We start from the raw sequence: 16654 nt of genomic DNA on the forward strand, positions 1-16654 counted from the left end.
CCTCCGTCCTACTGAATGTTTGATTATCTAAGTACGATAAGCCGCATTAATGCGGACATAATCATAAGTTAAATCACAGCCCCAGGCCGTAGCCGAGCCATTTCCGATATGCAGCTTCACGTCAATATCCACGGTGTCTCCCTGAAGGTAAACCAGAGCCGCATCCTCGTCAAAAGCAACGGGTCTTGACTGCTCCAGCACCGAAATCGGGCCTATGGCAATATCGACCGTCTCCGGATTAACCGGACGGCCCGCACGGCCGACAGCCGCAATAATGCGTCCCCAGTTGGCATCTGCGCCGAATACGGCGGATTTGACCAGGCTGGAGCCAATGATCGTCTTGGCAATTGCTTGCGCGTCATCATCGCTTTCAGCACCGTCCACGCGAACCTCGATCAGGCGGGAAGCTCCCTCTCCGTCACGCGCGATCGCCTTCGCCAGCTGCTGGCAAACATAATGGAAGCCAGCTGCGAATGCATCCCAATCCGGGTGCTCCGGCGAAAGCATGTCGTGCCCCGCCATGCCGCTAGCCATCGCGACAAGCATATCGTTGGTGCTCGTATCGCCATCCACCGTAATCATATTAAAGGTCAGATTGGTCGTTTCGCGCAGCAGCAGCTGCAGCGCTTCCTGACCAATGACCGCATCTGTCGTCATAAATCCGAGCATGGTCGCCATGTTCGGATGAATCATCCCCGACCCCTTCGCTGTTCCGGCGATAGTCACCTTCGTACCGTTAACTTGAACGGTCACGCAGGCTTCTTTTTTCACGAGATCGGTTGTCAAAATCGCTTGGCTGAAGCTCTCAGCCCCTTCGCTTCCGCCGCTGAGTCGTGCAGGCAGGCCGGCGATCCCCGAGGAAACGCGGTCCATCTTCAGCAGTTCCCCGATGACTCCCGTTGAGGCGACGGCCACATCGTTCTCGTCCAGGCCGAATTGCGCAGCCGTATTGGCACGCATCGTGTAAGCATCCTCTTCACCCTGCTTACCCGTACAGGCATTGGCATTCCCGCTGTTCACGACAATCGCGCGAAGCTTGCCGTCCTGCAGGCTTTCACGCGTTACCTTCAGCGGTGCCGCTTGAAACAGATTCGTCGTATATACAGCTGCCGCCACGGCAGGCACGTCACATACAATGACACCCAGATCGTTACGGTCGGTCTTCTTAAGTCCACAGTGGAGTCCGGCAGCCTTGAAGCCTTGCGGCGTTACGATGCTGCCCCCATCAATAATCGCAAACATATTCTCTCCCATGTCTGTATCCCCAGCCGCTTACGGATAAATCGGCGTAAACGTAAGTCCGAGGCTCTCCTCCCATCCCATCATCAAATTCAGGTTCTGGATTGCCTGACCGGCCGCACCCTTCACCACGTTGTCAATGACCGATATAATGGTCACTCTGTTCGTACGCGCATCTACCGCGAATCCGATGTCGCAGTAATTGGACCCGCTGACTTCTTTTGTCGCAGGCCATACGCCCAAGTCCCGGATTCTCACAAACTTGCGATCCTTGAAATACTGGCGATACAGTTCAATAAAATCCTCTTCCGTGTATGGACCATTCAGCGTGGCATACATGGTGGTCATGATTCCCCTCGTCATCGGCACCAAATGGGTGGTAAAGGTAACGGTAATCGGTTCGCCCGCCACCTGAGTCAATACCTGCTCAACCTCGGGAATATGCTGGTGTTTATTCACCTTATAGGCTTTGAAGTTCTCATTGATCTCGGCATAATGCGTCATCAAACTCGTTCCCCGGCCTGCACCGGACACACCGGATTTGGCATCGATAATAAGGGAAGAGGCATCAATCCATCCCGCGCTGATAGCCGGAATCAGCCCGAGCAGCGTCGCTGTCGGATAGCAGCCCGGATTGGAGATGAAATCGACATCGCGGACCTCTTCGCCAAACACTTCGCATAGACCGTATACGGCTTTCTCTAATAGTTCCGCACTCGGAGCCGTATGCTTATACCACTGTTCATACGCTGCCCCGTCTTTTAAGCGAAAATCTCCCGACAGATCAATGACCTTCAGGCCTGCATCCAGCAGCTCCGGCACCAGCTTGGCACTGACCCCCGAAGGCGTGGCCGCGAACACGAGGTCTGCCACCTCAGCGATTTCCGCTGGGTTAACACCATCTAGGTTCTGGGTCATGATATTTGTCAAATGCGGAAAACCGTCCGTGATCGGTACCCCTGCAGTTGAGGACGAGATTACCGATGTAATCTCAACGCGCGGGTGTGCTTGCAGCAGCCGGATCAGTTCCACGCCACCATAGCCGGTAGATCCTACAATAGCTACTTTTACTATGTTTGTGTCCGTCATTTCTCCTCATCCCTCTCCCCAAGGAACAGCTGAAGGACCTTATGCAAGGTCCCATTCATCCATCCTTCATCTGTACTCCATGCTCATCCGTTTCCTTCACCCGATCGATCACGCTGCGCTGATGCTATCCTCATCATATGATGGGTTATCAAAAACCACGCGTGTCTACTGGTGCTTCTTGATATCTTTTTTGCTTCAAGAAGCAGTCAAGCTGGTGATGATCTTCTTCGGAGTTTTTTGTCTCCTGCGTTAGCACACGCTTTATTCCTAGGTATTCATTGACTTTATCCGTCTCATAAATATGTATTATTATACGACTGTATTCATATAAATACAATGGATTATTCAAATTTGATCCCAATTACAAGTTAAATCCGTTTCATACAATGACTAAAGTGCTGATTCATATTCTTCTTTTAGAATGGAATATAATTTGAGGTCCCAATGCCGCCCTTTGGTCTTAATCCCCTTCCTCAACGTCCCCTCATAGGACATGCCGATCTTCTCCATAACACGCTGAGAGCCGATATTCCCTTCTATGCAACGAGCTTGGATGCGCACAAGATCCATTTCACCAAATCCGAGTTTCAATAGAGCAGAAGCAGCTTCCGTCATGAGACCTTGTCCCCAACAATCCCGCGCGAGTACATATCCAATCTCGGCACTCTGCTGTTCCGGCTTCCACCATACGAAATCCACCGTCCCGACCAGACGTCCGTTCTCCTTTAGCTCGATCCCCCAAGGGGCAATATCATGCTTGGCATACTGGACCAGTATAAACTGGATAAATTTCTTACTGTCGTTGATCGAGCGGTGAGTTTCCCATGTTACGTACTTGGCAACCTCATCATCAGAGGCATAGGCATACATCTGGTCGGCATCCTGCATCGATATTCTGCGAAGCCGGAGGCGCTCGGTTTCCAATACCGGCAAATTAGCAAAGATCTGTTCGATTTCCATAATCTCCTACCCCCTGAACAATATTAGATACCATTATATGCTCTTTACTAGAAAAATAAAGAAAAATTCATGGACGATAGTCTGACCCTACCCTAAAGGCCGATCCCATAAGAAAAACGACGATCGACGCACTTCACAGAAGATGACGGCGTTTAGAGGAAGTTCTGCTTGCGATATCAGGAAGGCTCATGCCTCGAAGTTTTGCTTGCAACTCAACGAACAGTTCAGCTTCGCTGAAAACTTATACATTCTATAGTCCACAAAAAAAAGAGACGGTGATATACACCGCCTCTTCAAGTGCCGAGAACCTCTCGACACAGCTTTTATTGTTTTACGCCTTAATATTGCGGAAGCCCTCACCCAATACCTCATGGGCATTGCTAATGATGACAAACGCATTCGGGTCCACCGATTGTACCACCGTCTTCAGACGTGGAATTTCACTCTGTCCGACCACAACCATCAGAACCGTCCGGTGTTCACCCGTATAGCCTCCCTCTGCGGTCAGCTTGGTTAATCCACGGTCGAGGTCCTCGAGGATGGCCTTGGTTATCGGCTCCGTATGATCGGATATAATGTAAGCCACCTTGGTGAAGCTAAAGCCCAGCTCAATCGCATCAATCACTTTGCCTGTCACGTACAGTCCAATGAGTGCGTACAACGCCTGCTCCAGCGACAGCACGAGGGCTGCCGAAGAGATCACAATCGCATCCAAGAGCACGACGCAAAGGGAGAAGCTGAGGCCGCTGTATTTTTGCAGGAGCTGAGCCACGATGGTCAATCCACCGGTTGAACCCCTGCCGCGATAGACCAGCCCCATGCCGATCCCGACGCCGATCCCGCCATAGATGGAAGCCAAGAGGGGATTGGAGGTTGGAATCGGCCAGTCCTTGGTCAAAAATACGAACAATGGCAAAACCACGCTTCCCAAAAGGGAACGAATGCCATAGTCACGTCCTAGCAGCCAGAAGCCGAGCACAAACAAGGGGATATTGAGCGCCCACTGCGTAAAGGCCGGTTCAATACCGAGCCATGCTTGCGCGAGAACCGACAATCCGGACACACCGCCTGAGGCGATGTGGTTGGGCAAGAAAAACAGATTAAATGACAGCGCCATAATAAAGGAGCCGATGATGATAAAAACGGTGTCCACCGTCTGCCTGAGGGGACCGTTGATCGGAATCAGGGGTTCTCTTTTTCTTTTGTTAATCGATGGATTGCCAGCGGATTGCGCCATAGTTCTTCAAATCTCTCCTCAACGTCCTACTCGACTTCCTGCTTGATCTGGCTGCGCAAATATCCATCGATAAAAGCATCCAGATCCCCGTCCATGACGGCTCCTATATTTCCGGTCTCCACCTGTGTACGATGGTCTTTCACCATGCTGTACGGATGGAAAACATACGAGCGGATCTGGCTACCCCATGCGATGTCGGACTGCTCGCCGCGGATTTCCGCCAATTCCTTCTGCTGCTCTTCAATCTTGCGCTCGTAGAGCTTGGAACGAAGCATGGTCATCGCACGCTCACGGTTCTTAATCTGGGACCGTTCATTCTGACAGGTTACGACCACACCCGTTGGCAAGTGAGTGATCCGTACGGCCGAGTCCGTCGTATTGATATGCTGACCACCGGCACCGCTCGCACGGTAAGTATCAATCTTCAGGTCCTCCGTGCGGATGTCCAGTTCAATCTCATCGTTAATCTCCGGAACGACGTCACAGGACACAAATGAGGTATGGCGACGGCCGGAAGAATCGAACGGGGAGATCCGAACCAGGCGATGCACGCCTTTTTCGGCCTTCAAATACCCATAAGCATTGTAGCCCTTAATGAGCAACGTCACGCTTTTGATTCCCGCTTCATCCCCAGGCAAATAATCCAGCGTCTCTACCTTGAAGCCGCGTTTTTCCGCCCAACGCGTATACATGCGATGCAGCATTTGGCCCCAGTCCTGCGACTCGGTACCCCCCGCGCCCGGATGCAGCTCAAGGATGGCATTCATTTTATCGTAAGGCTGGTTCAACAGCAGTTGGAGTTCAAACTCTTCCACACGCCCAACCAGGTCCTTGATCGTCTCTCCAATTTCTCCCGCAAGAGAGTCATCGCCTTCTTCATCCGCCAGCTCGATCATCACGACGGCATCGTCGTAATCCGCTTGCAGCTTCAGATATTGATCCACGGATGACTTCACGGCATTCATCTCGGCAATGAGCGCCTGCGCTTTCTCATTGTCGTCCCAGAAATCCGGGGCCGCCATCTTCTCTTCAAAGTTCTCAATCATCTCCTGCTTTAAATCTAAGTCAAAGAGACCCCCTAAGATTGGTTAGTTTCTTGCTAATTTCACGCAGGTCCTGCTTCACACTTGGATCGATCATGAGTCCTCGTCCTTTCTTATCTTCATGTAATAATTTCAGTATACCCTCTCCTGTATGAAAAACGTTCCATTTCAAGAGAAAATCCATGTCATATCGCTTCACAACAGGTTTCGCTGTTTATTCAGATAAACTCCCTTAAGCGCAACAGTGATTCCGGATCACGGTGGAATAGACCACAATCACCCGGTTCATCTGCCGCTCTTAAGGGAGTTGAAAAGTTCGCGCCCATATTCTGGACGGGCTTATAAGGATCACCGAAATTGTCGGTTTTAGCGAAACTGAACAAATTCGATCATCGTAAGAAAATGATCCTCTACACGCGATCCGACTGCTGTAAAAGCGTGTCGATGGATGCTTTTCTTATATTATATTCATCGCCAATAGGCCGTATCGCTTATGCGTTCTGTCCATGGCAGTGCTTATATTTCTTGCCGCTGCCGCAAGGGCATGCATCATTCCGGCCGATCTGTTCAGCCACTTGGACCGGACGCTTCTCGGCAGGTTCGCTGCTGCTGTTCGTGGAGACTTTGTTCTCGTCCACAACGGCTTGACGCTCCTGATTCGTCGCGATTTGGGCCTTCATGATGTACGTCGCCACTTCTTCCTGGATCGTCGCGATCATGGCATTAAACATTTCGAAGCCTTCGAATTGGTATTCGCGAAGCGGATCGGTACCGCCGTAAGCACGAAGGTGAATACCTTGACGCAATTGGTCCATTGCATCGATATGATCCATCCACTTACTGTCTACCGCACGCAGCACGATAACCTTCTCGAACTCGCGAACCATTTCTTCGCCGATGGCTTGCTCACGCTCTTCGTACTTCTTCATCACGCGATCGAAGATGTACTCGGTAAGCTCTTCTGCTTCTTTACCCCACAGATCTTCGCGGGTAACGGCACCCTCGTCCAGCAGCTTGCTGTTGACGTAGTCTGCCACTTCTTGCAGTTCCCAGTTCTCCGGAATGTCATCGCTGCAGTGAGCCTGAACGACACGATCAATGACCGGCTTAATCATCTCTACAACGATTTGCTTAATGTCTTGGGACTCCAAGATCTCGCGGCGCTGTTTGTAGATGATCTCACGCTGCTGGTTCATGACGTCATCATATTGGAGAACGACTTTACGCATGTCGAAGTTATTGCCTTCTACCCGCTTCTGCGCGGATTCAACCGCACGGGTAATCATTTTGCTCTCAATCGGCTGGTCTTCTTCAAAACCAAGACGCTCCATCATGTTCAGCACGTTGTCCGTACCAAAACGTTTCATCAACTCATCGCCGAGGGACAGATAGAACTGAGTCGACCCCGGGTCACCCTGACGACCGGCACGACCACGCAGCTGGTTATCGATCCGGCGCGATTCGTGACGTTCTGTACCGATAATGTGAAGCCCGCCAATATCCTGCACGCCTTCACCAAGCAAAATATCCGTACCGCGTCCCGCCATGTTCGTCGCGATCGTTACCGATCCCGGCTGACCGGCGCGGGAGATGATTTCCGCTTCCTCCGCATGGTACTTCGCATTCAGAACTTTATGCTGGACGCCTTTGCGCTTCAGCATTTCCGATAAACGTTCGGAGTTCTCGATGGAAACCGTACCCACCAGAATTGGCTGGTTCTTTTTATGGCGTTCCACGATCTCAGCAACGACCGCCTTAAACTTGCCCTCTTCGCTCTTGTAAACCACATCCGGCATGTCGATACGCTGATTCGGTTTGTTCGTAGGAATTTGCAGCACTTCAAGGCCATAAATCTTCTTGAATTCTTCTTCCTCGGTTTTCGCCGTACCGGTCATACCTGCCAGCTTGCGATACATACGGAAGTAGTTCTGGAAGGTGATTGTTGCCAGGGTCATGCTCTCGTTCTGAACCTCGATGCCTTCCTTCGCTTCAATCGCCTGGTGGAGACCGTCGCTATAGCGGCGTCCAGCCATCAGACGTCCCGTGAATTCGTCAACGATGACCACTTCATCGTCGGTAACGACATAATCCACATCGCGGCGCATAATGACGTTCGCTTTCAGCGCTTGTACAATGTGGTGGTTCAAGGTTACGTGGTTATGGTCATACAGGTTGTCGATCCCGAAGGAACGCTCCGCTAGCGCCACGCCTTTTTCGGTTAAGGCCACGGATTTGACCTTAATGTCTACCGTATAATCCTCTTCCGCAGTCAGACGCTTCACGAAGCGGTCAGCTGCAAAATATAGCTCGGTCGATTTCTGAGCTTGTCCCGAAATGATGAGCGGCGTACGCGCTTCGTCAACCAGGATAGAGTCCACTTCGTCAATGATACAGAAATAAAGCGGACGCTGAACCATCTGCTCTTTGTAGAGGACCATATTGTCCCGCAGATAGTCAAAGCCGAACTCATTGTTCGTCCCGTACGTAATATCGCAAGCATACGCCTGCTGTTTATCCGGGTGTTCCATACCGCTCAGGTTAACCCCGACCGTCATTCCCAGGAAGTTATATATTTGCGCCATCTCTTGGCTGTCACGCTGTGCCAGATAATCATTGACGGTTACCACGTGAACACCTTTGCCAAGCAGGGCATTTAAGTAAACCGGCAGCGTACCTACAAGGGTCTTACCTTCACCGGTCTTCATCTCTGCAATTCTGCCTTCGTGGAGGGCCATTCCTCCGATCAGCTGCACGTCATAGTGACGCTTGCCGAGTGTCCGTCTGGAAGCTTCACGAACGGTCGCAAACGCTTCAGGAAGCAATTCCTCCAGCGTCTCACCTTTCTCGATCCGCGCACGGAACTCTTCGGTTTTAGATTGCAGCTGCTCATCGGAGAGCTTCTCAAAATCCGGTTCCAGTTTGTTGATTACATCGACCGTCTTCATGAGACGTTTGACATCACGCTCGTTGGTGTCGCCGAATATCTTTTTGACAAGTCCTAGCATGGTTAACCCCTTTCGTGCAAAACAAGTGATAGAATCAACTTCATTAAATGCCAAAGGGTTAAATGATGAAATCGATTCATTGATTCCTTATGATGGTCCCATTTCATGCAGGCTAAAAAGCCCGTCCCATAAAATGAGGGTTTGCATAAATTGTAACAGTTTGTAAGGGATGCCGCAACAATATGTGCTATTACAAGAGGTGTCTGTTACGCGAAGCCTTACTCTATGAGACGCGGGAGGGCTCAAAAAAGTTGCGTGGTGCATTTACCCAGCCATAACCAATGGAAGTATATTCATTTCATAAAATGAAACTCTACATCTAAATGGGTGCCAAATATTCATCGCCCATTGTCCGAAAATAACAAAGACTCCGCCCCAGAACTATCGCTGAATCGTGGCTAACCGAACGTTAATCCTCTTATATAGGAAGCCCTTAAGACGTTGTACCTGAAGCTGTATGAGAAACGGCCCCCAAGTCCTCTATGAGCCAACTCTTATTAAAATAATGGTTGCACTATTCAGCACAGACCCGATGGCTTACCATCAGATGCCAGCGTCTTTACGATGCCTATCGCATCAAAACGTATTTATCCAAATAAAGAGCCCCACCCGCTTACACGGATGAAGGCTCATCTTACATTTCAATTTCATTTCACCGTTTTTAAATTCGAACCGGGTCCAGTTTCCTTTGCATTCTGCTTGGAATGCCGCTAAAGCTTAGTCCCGCTCGATCAATCCGTACTTGCCGTCATCACGCTTGTAAACGACATTTACTTCTTGTGTGTCAATGTTGGAAAATACGAAGAAATTATGGCCTACCATGTTCATCTGCAGGATCGCTTCTTCCACGTCCATTGGCTTCATGGTAAAACGTTTCGTACGGACAACTTCGTAATTGTCCTCGTCATACTCGACTTGCTCTGCCTCCATCTGACTGGTTGCTGCTCCGTTCGCCGCAATGAGCGTCTTCAATCCGCCCTCTTGCTTGATCTTACGGTTCAGCTTGGTTTTGTGCTTGCGAATCTGACGTTCCAACTTGTCCACAACAGCGTCAATGGAAGCGTACATATCGTCGCTTCGGTCTTCCGCACGCAGTACCACGCCTGTGAGCGGAATGGTCACTTCCACTGTGTGCAATCCTCGAATGACATTCAGGGTGACATATCCTTCAGAGGTGGGGGGTGCATCAAAATACTTATCTAGCCTGCTGAGTTTCTTGTCAACATAGTCCTTCAAAGCATCGGTCACTTCAATTTGTTGACCTCGGATAGTGAATTGCATTGGGCACTCCTCCTTTGCACCTTCATTATAGCATTTTGTTAAGGCTATGTAAAAAGTCAGAATTGTGAATTTTAGCACAATATTTATCGAGGTCGGATACAAAAAAAAGACCCCGGAAGTTCCGGAGTCTTGGGCTAGCGAATCTCCAATTGTTAACCATCGATTACCGTTTATGTAGGTCGGCTAAGCCGGGATGATTATAATTTGATTACGTTAGCTGCTTGCGGGCCACGAGCGCCTTCAACGATCTCGAATTCTACGGATTGTCCTTCTTCCAGAGTCTTGAAGCCCTCGGATTGGATCGCGGAGAAATGTACGAATACGTCGCCGCCGTCCTCAGTCTCGATGAAGCCATAACCTTTCTCTGCGTTGAACCATTTCACTTTACCTTGCATGCACTAACATTCCCTTCATTGTCAAATAAAGTGTGACACTAATTGTCCACATTTCCGACTATAGCACCCGACTTATCCAGTGTCAATTACCAAGGAAAAGGTTTTCTTTTGCAGAAAACCGGGAAAAATGTCGACTTGGCTTCACGACTGAGTTGGCGGGCGAAAATAGTTTGCGGACAAAATAGGTTTATGGTTATTTAACCAGGGAGAGTGGGCGTGAAACATGAGGTAATTAAAATATAACTTACTCATATATGTAATCATTTAAAGAAAGTAGAGACTTCACCTGAATGTTTAAAATCCGGCGTTAGCTGAATATCATATTACAACATATTGGCTCAATTCCTGATAAGGATCTGCTATACTATCCTTCAGTTCACGGATCGTCTCGGCAACAATATCTCTAACTTGATCCGAGGTGATAAAACGGTACTCTTGTTCCAGAAAAGCAAAAGTACGGGTTAAACCGAGATTAGCCACAATAAAAGTCACAATATCTGCTTTTTCGACAGATGTTGAGTCCCATACCTGAATCAGCCAATCATCAATATTTTGTCGAATTTCCTCGTCCAACAGCTCGAAAGTATACCACTGTCGATACGTCAATTCTTTCAATTGATATAGAGCACTATCTAGACTGATGGAGCCATCCCTTAAACAATTTAAGAAACGAACAAAATACAACCTTAGCACACTGACTTCCATGCGCTCCGGTAAATCTGCGAATTCCACAACGATCCCTCCATAGCCCGCGAAATCTTTTTCTTTATCATTGAATATTACCTAACTTCCTGCAGATACGATACACGTTACCTAAAGACATGCGCCCGCTGGGATTGCGATTAGGAATTTCAATGGAGTTTAAGAACAGCGCTGTGCAAGATTGATCCGTAACATCTCGATATCGCTCCTGCTCTATATATTCGACTAACGCCTGTACAAGTTCTTGAGATAATCTGTGGTTACATCTGACAGAACCCTTCACAGATATAAATGCCGTAGATTCGTTTTTTAGTGCATAGGCATCGTTCGGTTGCAAATCCTCCAGATTCATAGCGATCAGTTGAGGGATCGACACTTCCATACTTTGTATCATGATAAGAATCGCTTCATCACGATACGGACGAATCCCCTTCTTGCCTATGTACTTCCTGGCCCTCGGCCATGTCGATTCGGTTAATGACGAAGAAAGATATATCTGCTCCGTAGAATACTCACTTGGACGAGTCAAAGTCCACTGATAGAATTTCGTCACCGCGGTCCTGTAAGCCTCCAATTGCCTCTGCTGAACGGTACCTCTTCGAATAATCGCCCGACTCATATGATGAAGCCATCGTTCTATGATATCGGGACTCATCTCTGGATACCATGCATTCAACATAAAATCAATAAAGCGCTGAATCCTCATTCTCTCCAGTTGCTCTGATTTACCACGCAGCTTGGGAAGAAACCCATCGGTTATATATTCATCTAATAGAAGAGTCAGGTCATCTTTATGATGAGCTCTCATGCTTCATCCTCTTTTTTATTCAAATAGTATATGGATGGTTAGATCTTAAGTCTCAAACAATTATTTTCCTGAAATCTGAACCACCTTGTCCATTAGCTCTGATTTCTTGGCAGAAATCGCCTGTTTGTATTTGTTCTCAGCCTTCGTGGCCAGACTGTTATCAAGACCATTTGCTTTTAATTCGTTTTTCATCAGTTTCAGTTGATTATAAAAGGCCCCATCTACCTTCTCCTGAAGCTTGTTGGCTGCACTCGAATAGGTAGAAGAGATATCAGCTAAAGAACGACCAGATTTGTAATCTTTAACGGCATTAGCTGCCAACGTGTCCAATCTGGAGAGTGCAATATCCTCCAGTCTAGCAAAAGCTACAGCATATTTGTTCTCAATCTGCTGTTCTTTATCCACCACTATAGGTGTGGTAGTACCTTCTTCCTGACTTGGGCTTGTCTCGTTCGTTGGTGGGTCATTGTTCAGTTTAGAGTCAGCAGTTCCCTTTCCTCCGCCTTTAACATTTCCTGACTGGCTTACGTCGTTGTTATTTGGAGTATCCTTATTAGGCTGATTATTTGTGACTGCTTCCGTATCCATTTCACGTTCAAATTCAGAGAAATCAAAGAAATCTTGTTCCACACCGATATCTTCAGCTTGAATGTCACGATGTGTCAGATGATGGATTCCTGCCCAGCCGCCTCCACCAATAATTAAAAGAACGATAAGAGTGATCCATAAAGCTTTTTTGGATTTTCTTCTTCTTTTACGTTTTCTTCTTTTTACTTCGCTCATGGCTGTACCTCGCAGACATTTTTTTGTGTTTCAGGCCAAAAATTTCGCCCTTTAGATCCAAGCAACCACGTCACACTATTAGCTTATTTCATCTTATAATAATCCACGTACCAATCTGCAAACTTTTGTAATCCTTCCTGGATTGAGGTTTCAGGCTTAAAGTTTACAGCTCTATGTAGTAAATCTGTTGACGCGTAAGTAGCCCGTACATCACCTGGTTGAATAGGTTCGAAGATTTTCTCGAAATGTACTTCTCTACCTAAAGCTTTACTCAAAGCCTTCTCTAGAGTTGTAATAAAAACCATCAACTTCTCTGGGTTATTGTTTCCGATGTTGTAGACTAGGTGTTGAACTTCTCCTTCAGGTGGATTATTCAATAAACGTTCGATTCCTTCAATGATATCATCTATATAAGTAAAGTCACGATACAGATCATTATCAAAATCGCCATTATTGAATATTCTAATTGGCTCACCAGCAAAGTACTTTTTAACAAATCCGAAGTATGCCATATCCGGTCTTCCCATAGGTCCATAAACAGTAAAAAAACGAAGTCCAGTAGATGGGATCTTATAGAGATGACTATAAGTATGAGCCATCAATTCGTTGGTTTTCTTGGTGGACGCATATAGTGAAACTGGATTGTCCACAAAGTCCGTTTCTTCAAATGGAATCTTTTTATTGGCTCCATAAACAGAACTGGATGATGCATAAACTAAGTGATCTACCGGATAATACCTGCACGCTTCAAGAATATTATAAAAGCCAATGATATTACTCTGAATATATACATCCGGGTTCTCTATTGAGTACCTTACACCTGCTTGAGCTGCAAGATTTACAACCACGTTTGGCTTATGCTCTTCAAAGGTTTTCATCACTAACTCCTTGTTAGAGATGTCTCCTTTAATGAAGTTAAACTTCTTACAAGCTTCTAATTGACTCAGTCGAGTATATTTAAGGTTAACATCATAATAATCATTTACATTATCAATACCAATCACGTTACAACCTTGTTCTAATAACTTTTTGCTCAAGTAATACCCAATAAACCCTGCCGCCCCGGAGACTAAGTAAGTTTTGTGAGGATCAAGATTTTTGTAATTCAAGCTTCTTCGACTCCCTTACATCTTCTCTAGACGCTGCCTTTCTCCCGATCGAATAATATTCAACGCCGGCGTCCTGCATTTCTTCGACGGAGTAGATATTTCTACCATCATATACTAGAGGAGTTCGCATCAGCTTCTTGTATGTCTCAGGGGTTAGGGCTTTAATTTCTCCCCATTCAGTAAAGATAAAACAAACATTCGCTCCTTCTAGAGCCTCTTTAATATCAGGAACATACGTGATGCTGCCTCTGTCACGCTTTCCTTCTGGATAAATTTTATTGAAATTCTGAGCTCCAACAGGGTCATAAGCATAAATGTCGGCGCCTTGTTCCAATAATAGCGGTATATTCTCAAGGGATGCGGCTTCTCTTATATCGTCCGTTCCAGGTTTAAATGTTAGTCCGAGCACAGCTACTTTAAGACCATTAATGGTGATAAGCCTTTTACTAGCTTTTTTAAATAGCATAGTTTTCTGCTCCGTATTTACATCAATGGCAGCCTTTACGGTCTTAAGTTCATATCCATGCTGTCTAGCAATGTACTCTAACGCCTTGGTATCTTTAGGAAAACAGGAACCTCCAAAACCAATGCCAGCATTTAAGAACTTACTTCCAATTCGTTCATCGAAACTCATCCCTTTTGCAACATCTTGAATATCAGCTCCAACTAACTCACAAAGATTAGCGATATCATTCATATAGGAAATTTTCAAGGCTAAGAAATCGTTGGATGCATATTTAATCATCTCTGCTGATCTTCGGTTTACGGAAACGATCGGTATATGAAATGGCTCATAGAGCTGTGTAAGCAAATCTTCGGCCCACTTACTCTCAGTTCCAATAATAATCCTGTCCGCATACAGAGTATCATGCACAGCTGATCCTTGGGATAAGAATTCGGGATTAGACGCCACTTCTACTTTCAGATCGTTCACCAAAAAATCCTGGATGAATTGCTCCACTTTATCATTCGTTCCAACCGGGACAGTTGACTTCACAACAACTAGACAGTCCTTTTCTACCGATTCTGAAATCTGTCTTGCAACAGTCGCTATGTAGGATAAATTAGCTGACCCATCAGGTTGTTCTGGAGTGCCTACACCGATGAATATCGCATCCGCATCCTTGTAAGCTGTTTGGTAATCTGTTGTGTAATTAATTCTGCCTGCACTATAGTTTTTTTTCATTAACTCTTCCAAACCGGATTCGTAGATTGGAGACACACCTTGTCTCATCTTCTCAACTTTCTTTTCGTCAATGTCCACACAAGTTACTTGATGACCTACTTCGGCAAAACACACGCCAGCGACTAGGCCAACATAGCCTGTTCCCGCTACTGCAATTTTGTACATAAATATCTTCCTTTCTTATACCTTTTATTAAAATAAATATTGTTGAACAAGATTAGACAAGGTGTAATTAAATTAGGATGCTTATGATTTTTTATATTGTGCAAAAATTAAGGGGGAAGATTCACTGTTCTCATATATACTAAATGGTTTGATTCCTAAGCACTTTTCAAAAACCTTTGCGGAATCATTTTTTTTCCAAAACCAACTAATTCTAATCTAGTACTAGGAGAAAGGCAAAGAAAAAGGGCATAAAGAACAGCACATAATAATATAGAAAAGATGCTCCATAATAGACTATCACTAATAGTTCTCAAAAAATATCCTATTGTCCCCATTGCAATAGTAGCAATAATAGATGGTAATACATTTTTTAATGTCCAAAGTATAGGAGTTTTCATTGCAATTTTCATTATTGCAAGATGAACCATCACAAACTGGATTCTTATTAAAGACCTAGAAAGTACTAATATCCAAAAACCGTATTTTCCAGCAATAATACAAGTTGGTATTAATACTATGAGATGTAATATTTGTGCTAATAATGATAATTTGGGTCTACCTTTCGCTCTATATACCTCGCTGCAAAAATTACCAAATACAATCATTATTGCACTAGTTAAAGCCCAAATACCTATAACATCGTTCGCTTCAGCCCATTGGCTACCTAGTAATAATTGTGTTGCTAGGTCACTATATAAAAAAACACCTACACCTAAAGGAAATACTAGCATGGCTATAAGTCTTTGAAATTGAAAAAACATTTTATTAAATTTATCTACATCATTTTGTAATCTTGATAAGGCTGAAAATAATACTGGAACAATTGCTGCTGTAATTAATGATAATAATGAATTAACCATCATTGTAGAAGTTTTATATATTCCTACGTAATATTCATTTAAGAAGTAAGCAATGACAAAAGTATCAACCCACACAGTTAGCCAAATAGAAATAGATTCTATTAATGTCCAAACACTAAAAGACAGCATTTCTTTTAGTGTCTTGAAATTATAATATAGTTTAGGCTTCCAATTAGATTTTATAGTTAGAAGTACTGCATTAAAAAGTTGCATACTTATCATCCCAATAATTAGGGACCAATAACTGAACCCCAAAAGGGCTAAAGGTATTGTAATAACAAAAGGAAGCATTATCGTGATTATCCGAACAGTAAAGAGTGTTTTAAAGTCAAAATCCCTTCTGAAAAGCGCCATTTGAATACTCGAAAAAGAGGTTAAAGGCAATTGAATACAGGCTACAATAATCACTAAACCAAGTGATGAATTTCCTAGCATTGTGGCAATCTGTTTATTAAATATCGTGACTATTCCCCATAATACACAGGAAAAAACAAAATTCGTCCAAAAAGCTACATTTGCATTGGTATACTTTTCTTCTTCATTTATAAATTCTCTTTGAACTAAGTATTTCTGAAATCCTGCATCGGTAAACACATCTACAAAACTAATAATCATCGTAATCGTAGCAATCACACCAAAAGCTTCCGGTGCAAGAATTCTTGCCAATATTATGTTCGTTAAAGGTACTATTACCTTTGCAATAATCTCAGTAATAGATGACCACTTAGTTGCACTAGCAATTTTTCGCCCTAGCTGCTCATCTTCCAATTCCCATTTCTCCATTTCAATTAA

Annotated in this window: 14 protein-coding genes; all 14 read right to left on the minus strand. The window is 45.4% G+C overall.

The features are described from left to right. Window positions 1-27: 27 nt before the first annotated feature. Window positions 28-1254: a bifunctional glutamate N-acetyltransferase/amino-acid acetyltransferase ArgJ gene (gene argJ, locus AC0VZ8_RS31150; protein ID WP_194539901.1), complete on the minus strand. Its 1227-nt coding sequence runs from the start codon at window positions 1252-1254 to the stop codon at window positions 28-30. Between the two features lie 18 nt (window positions 1255-1272). Next, entirely contained in the window at window positions 1273-2328 is a 1056-nt protein-coding gene (gene argC, locus AC0VZ8_RS31155) for an N-acetyl-gamma-glutamyl-phosphate reductase (RefSeq protein WP_260069444.1), read from the minus strand. A gap of 390 nt (window positions 2329-2718) precedes the next feature. Beyond that, complete coding sequence (locus AC0VZ8_RS31160; protein ID WP_475485368.1) at window positions 2719-3288, minus strand: GNAT family N-acetyltransferase; 570 nt, start codon at window positions 3286-3288, stop codon at window positions 2719-2721. 331 nt (window positions 3289-3619) lie between these two features. Further along, window positions 3620-4525 (minus strand): YitT family protein, encoded by a 906-nt coding sequence (locus tag AC0VZ8_RS31165; RefSeq protein ID WP_071219787.1) that lies wholly within the window; start codon window positions 4523-4525, stop codon window positions 3620-3622. 26 nt (window positions 4526-4551) lie between these two features. After that, window positions 4552-5665 (minus strand): peptide chain release factor 2 gene (prfB, locus tag AC0VZ8_RS31170; RefSeq protein ID WP_113059739.1). Its coding sequence is split into 2 segments (ribosomal slippage): window positions 4552-5592 and window positions 5594-5665, totalling 1113 coding nucleotides; the frame shifts between segments, so codons are not numbered across the junction. A 394-nt stretch (window positions 5666-6059) separates the two neighbouring features. Then, the gene (secA, locus tag AC0VZ8_RS31175; protein WP_071219788.1) at window positions 6060-8573 is read right to left on the minus strand and encodes a preprotein translocase subunit SecA; all 2514 of its coding nucleotides are present in this window, start codon (window positions 8571-8573) and stop codon (window positions 6060-6062) included. A gap of 717 nt (window positions 8574-9290) precedes the next feature. Next, on the minus strand, window positions 9291-9854 hold the full coding sequence (gene hpf, locus AC0VZ8_RS31180) for a ribosome hibernation-promoting factor, HPF/YfiA family (RefSeq protein WP_100540918.1): 564 nt from the start codon (window positions 9852-9854) through the stop codon (window positions 9291-9293). Window positions 9855-10051: 197 nt separating this feature from the next. Then, complete coding sequence (locus AC0VZ8_RS31185; RefSeq protein ID WP_009594275.1) at window positions 10052-10249, minus strand: cold shock domain-containing protein; 198 nt, start codon at window positions 10247-10249, stop codon at window positions 10052-10054. A gap of 318 nt (window positions 10250-10567) precedes the next feature. Beyond that, the gene (locus tag AC0VZ8_RS31190) at window positions 10568-10981 is read right to left on the minus strand and encodes a hypothetical protein (protein ID WP_475485369.1); all 414 of its coding nucleotides are present in this window, start codon (window positions 10979-10981) and stop codon (window positions 10568-10570) included. Window positions 10982-11018: 37 nt separating this feature from the next. Then, window positions 11019-11759: a hypothetical protein gene (locus AC0VZ8_RS31195; protein ID WP_475485370.1), complete on the minus strand. Its 741-nt coding sequence runs from the start codon at window positions 11757-11759 to the stop codon at window positions 11019-11021. Between the two features lie 60 nt (window positions 11760-11819). Beyond that, on the minus strand, window positions 11820-12542 hold the full coding sequence (locus tag AC0VZ8_RS31200) for a hypothetical protein (RefSeq protein WP_475485371.1): 723 nt from the start codon (window positions 12540-12542) through the stop codon (window positions 11820-11822). 83 nt (window positions 12543-12625) lie between these two features. Next, window positions 12626-13651, minus strand: a complete 1026-nt coding sequence (locus tag AC0VZ8_RS31205; protein ID WP_475485372.1) for an NAD-dependent epimerase/dehydratase family protein — start codon at window positions 13649-13651, stop codon at window positions 12626-12628. After that, a complete protein-coding gene (locus tag AC0VZ8_RS31210) occupies window positions 13632-15002 on the minus strand; it encodes a UDP-glucose dehydrogenase family protein (RefSeq protein WP_475485373.1) in 1371 nt (456 codons plus the stop codon). Before AC0VZ8_RS31210 ends, AC0VZ8_RS31205 begins: the two co-directional genes overlap by 20 nt. 155 nt (window positions 15003-15157) lie before the next feature. Further along, complete coding sequence (locus AC0VZ8_RS31215; RefSeq protein ID WP_475485374.1) at window positions 15158-16630, minus strand: lipopolysaccharide biosynthesis protein; 1473 nt, start codon at window positions 16628-16630, stop codon at window positions 15158-15160. Window positions 16631-16654: the final 24 nt, after the last annotated feature.

Source organism: Paenibacillus sp. QJM3NY_38, from assembly GCF_056173265.1.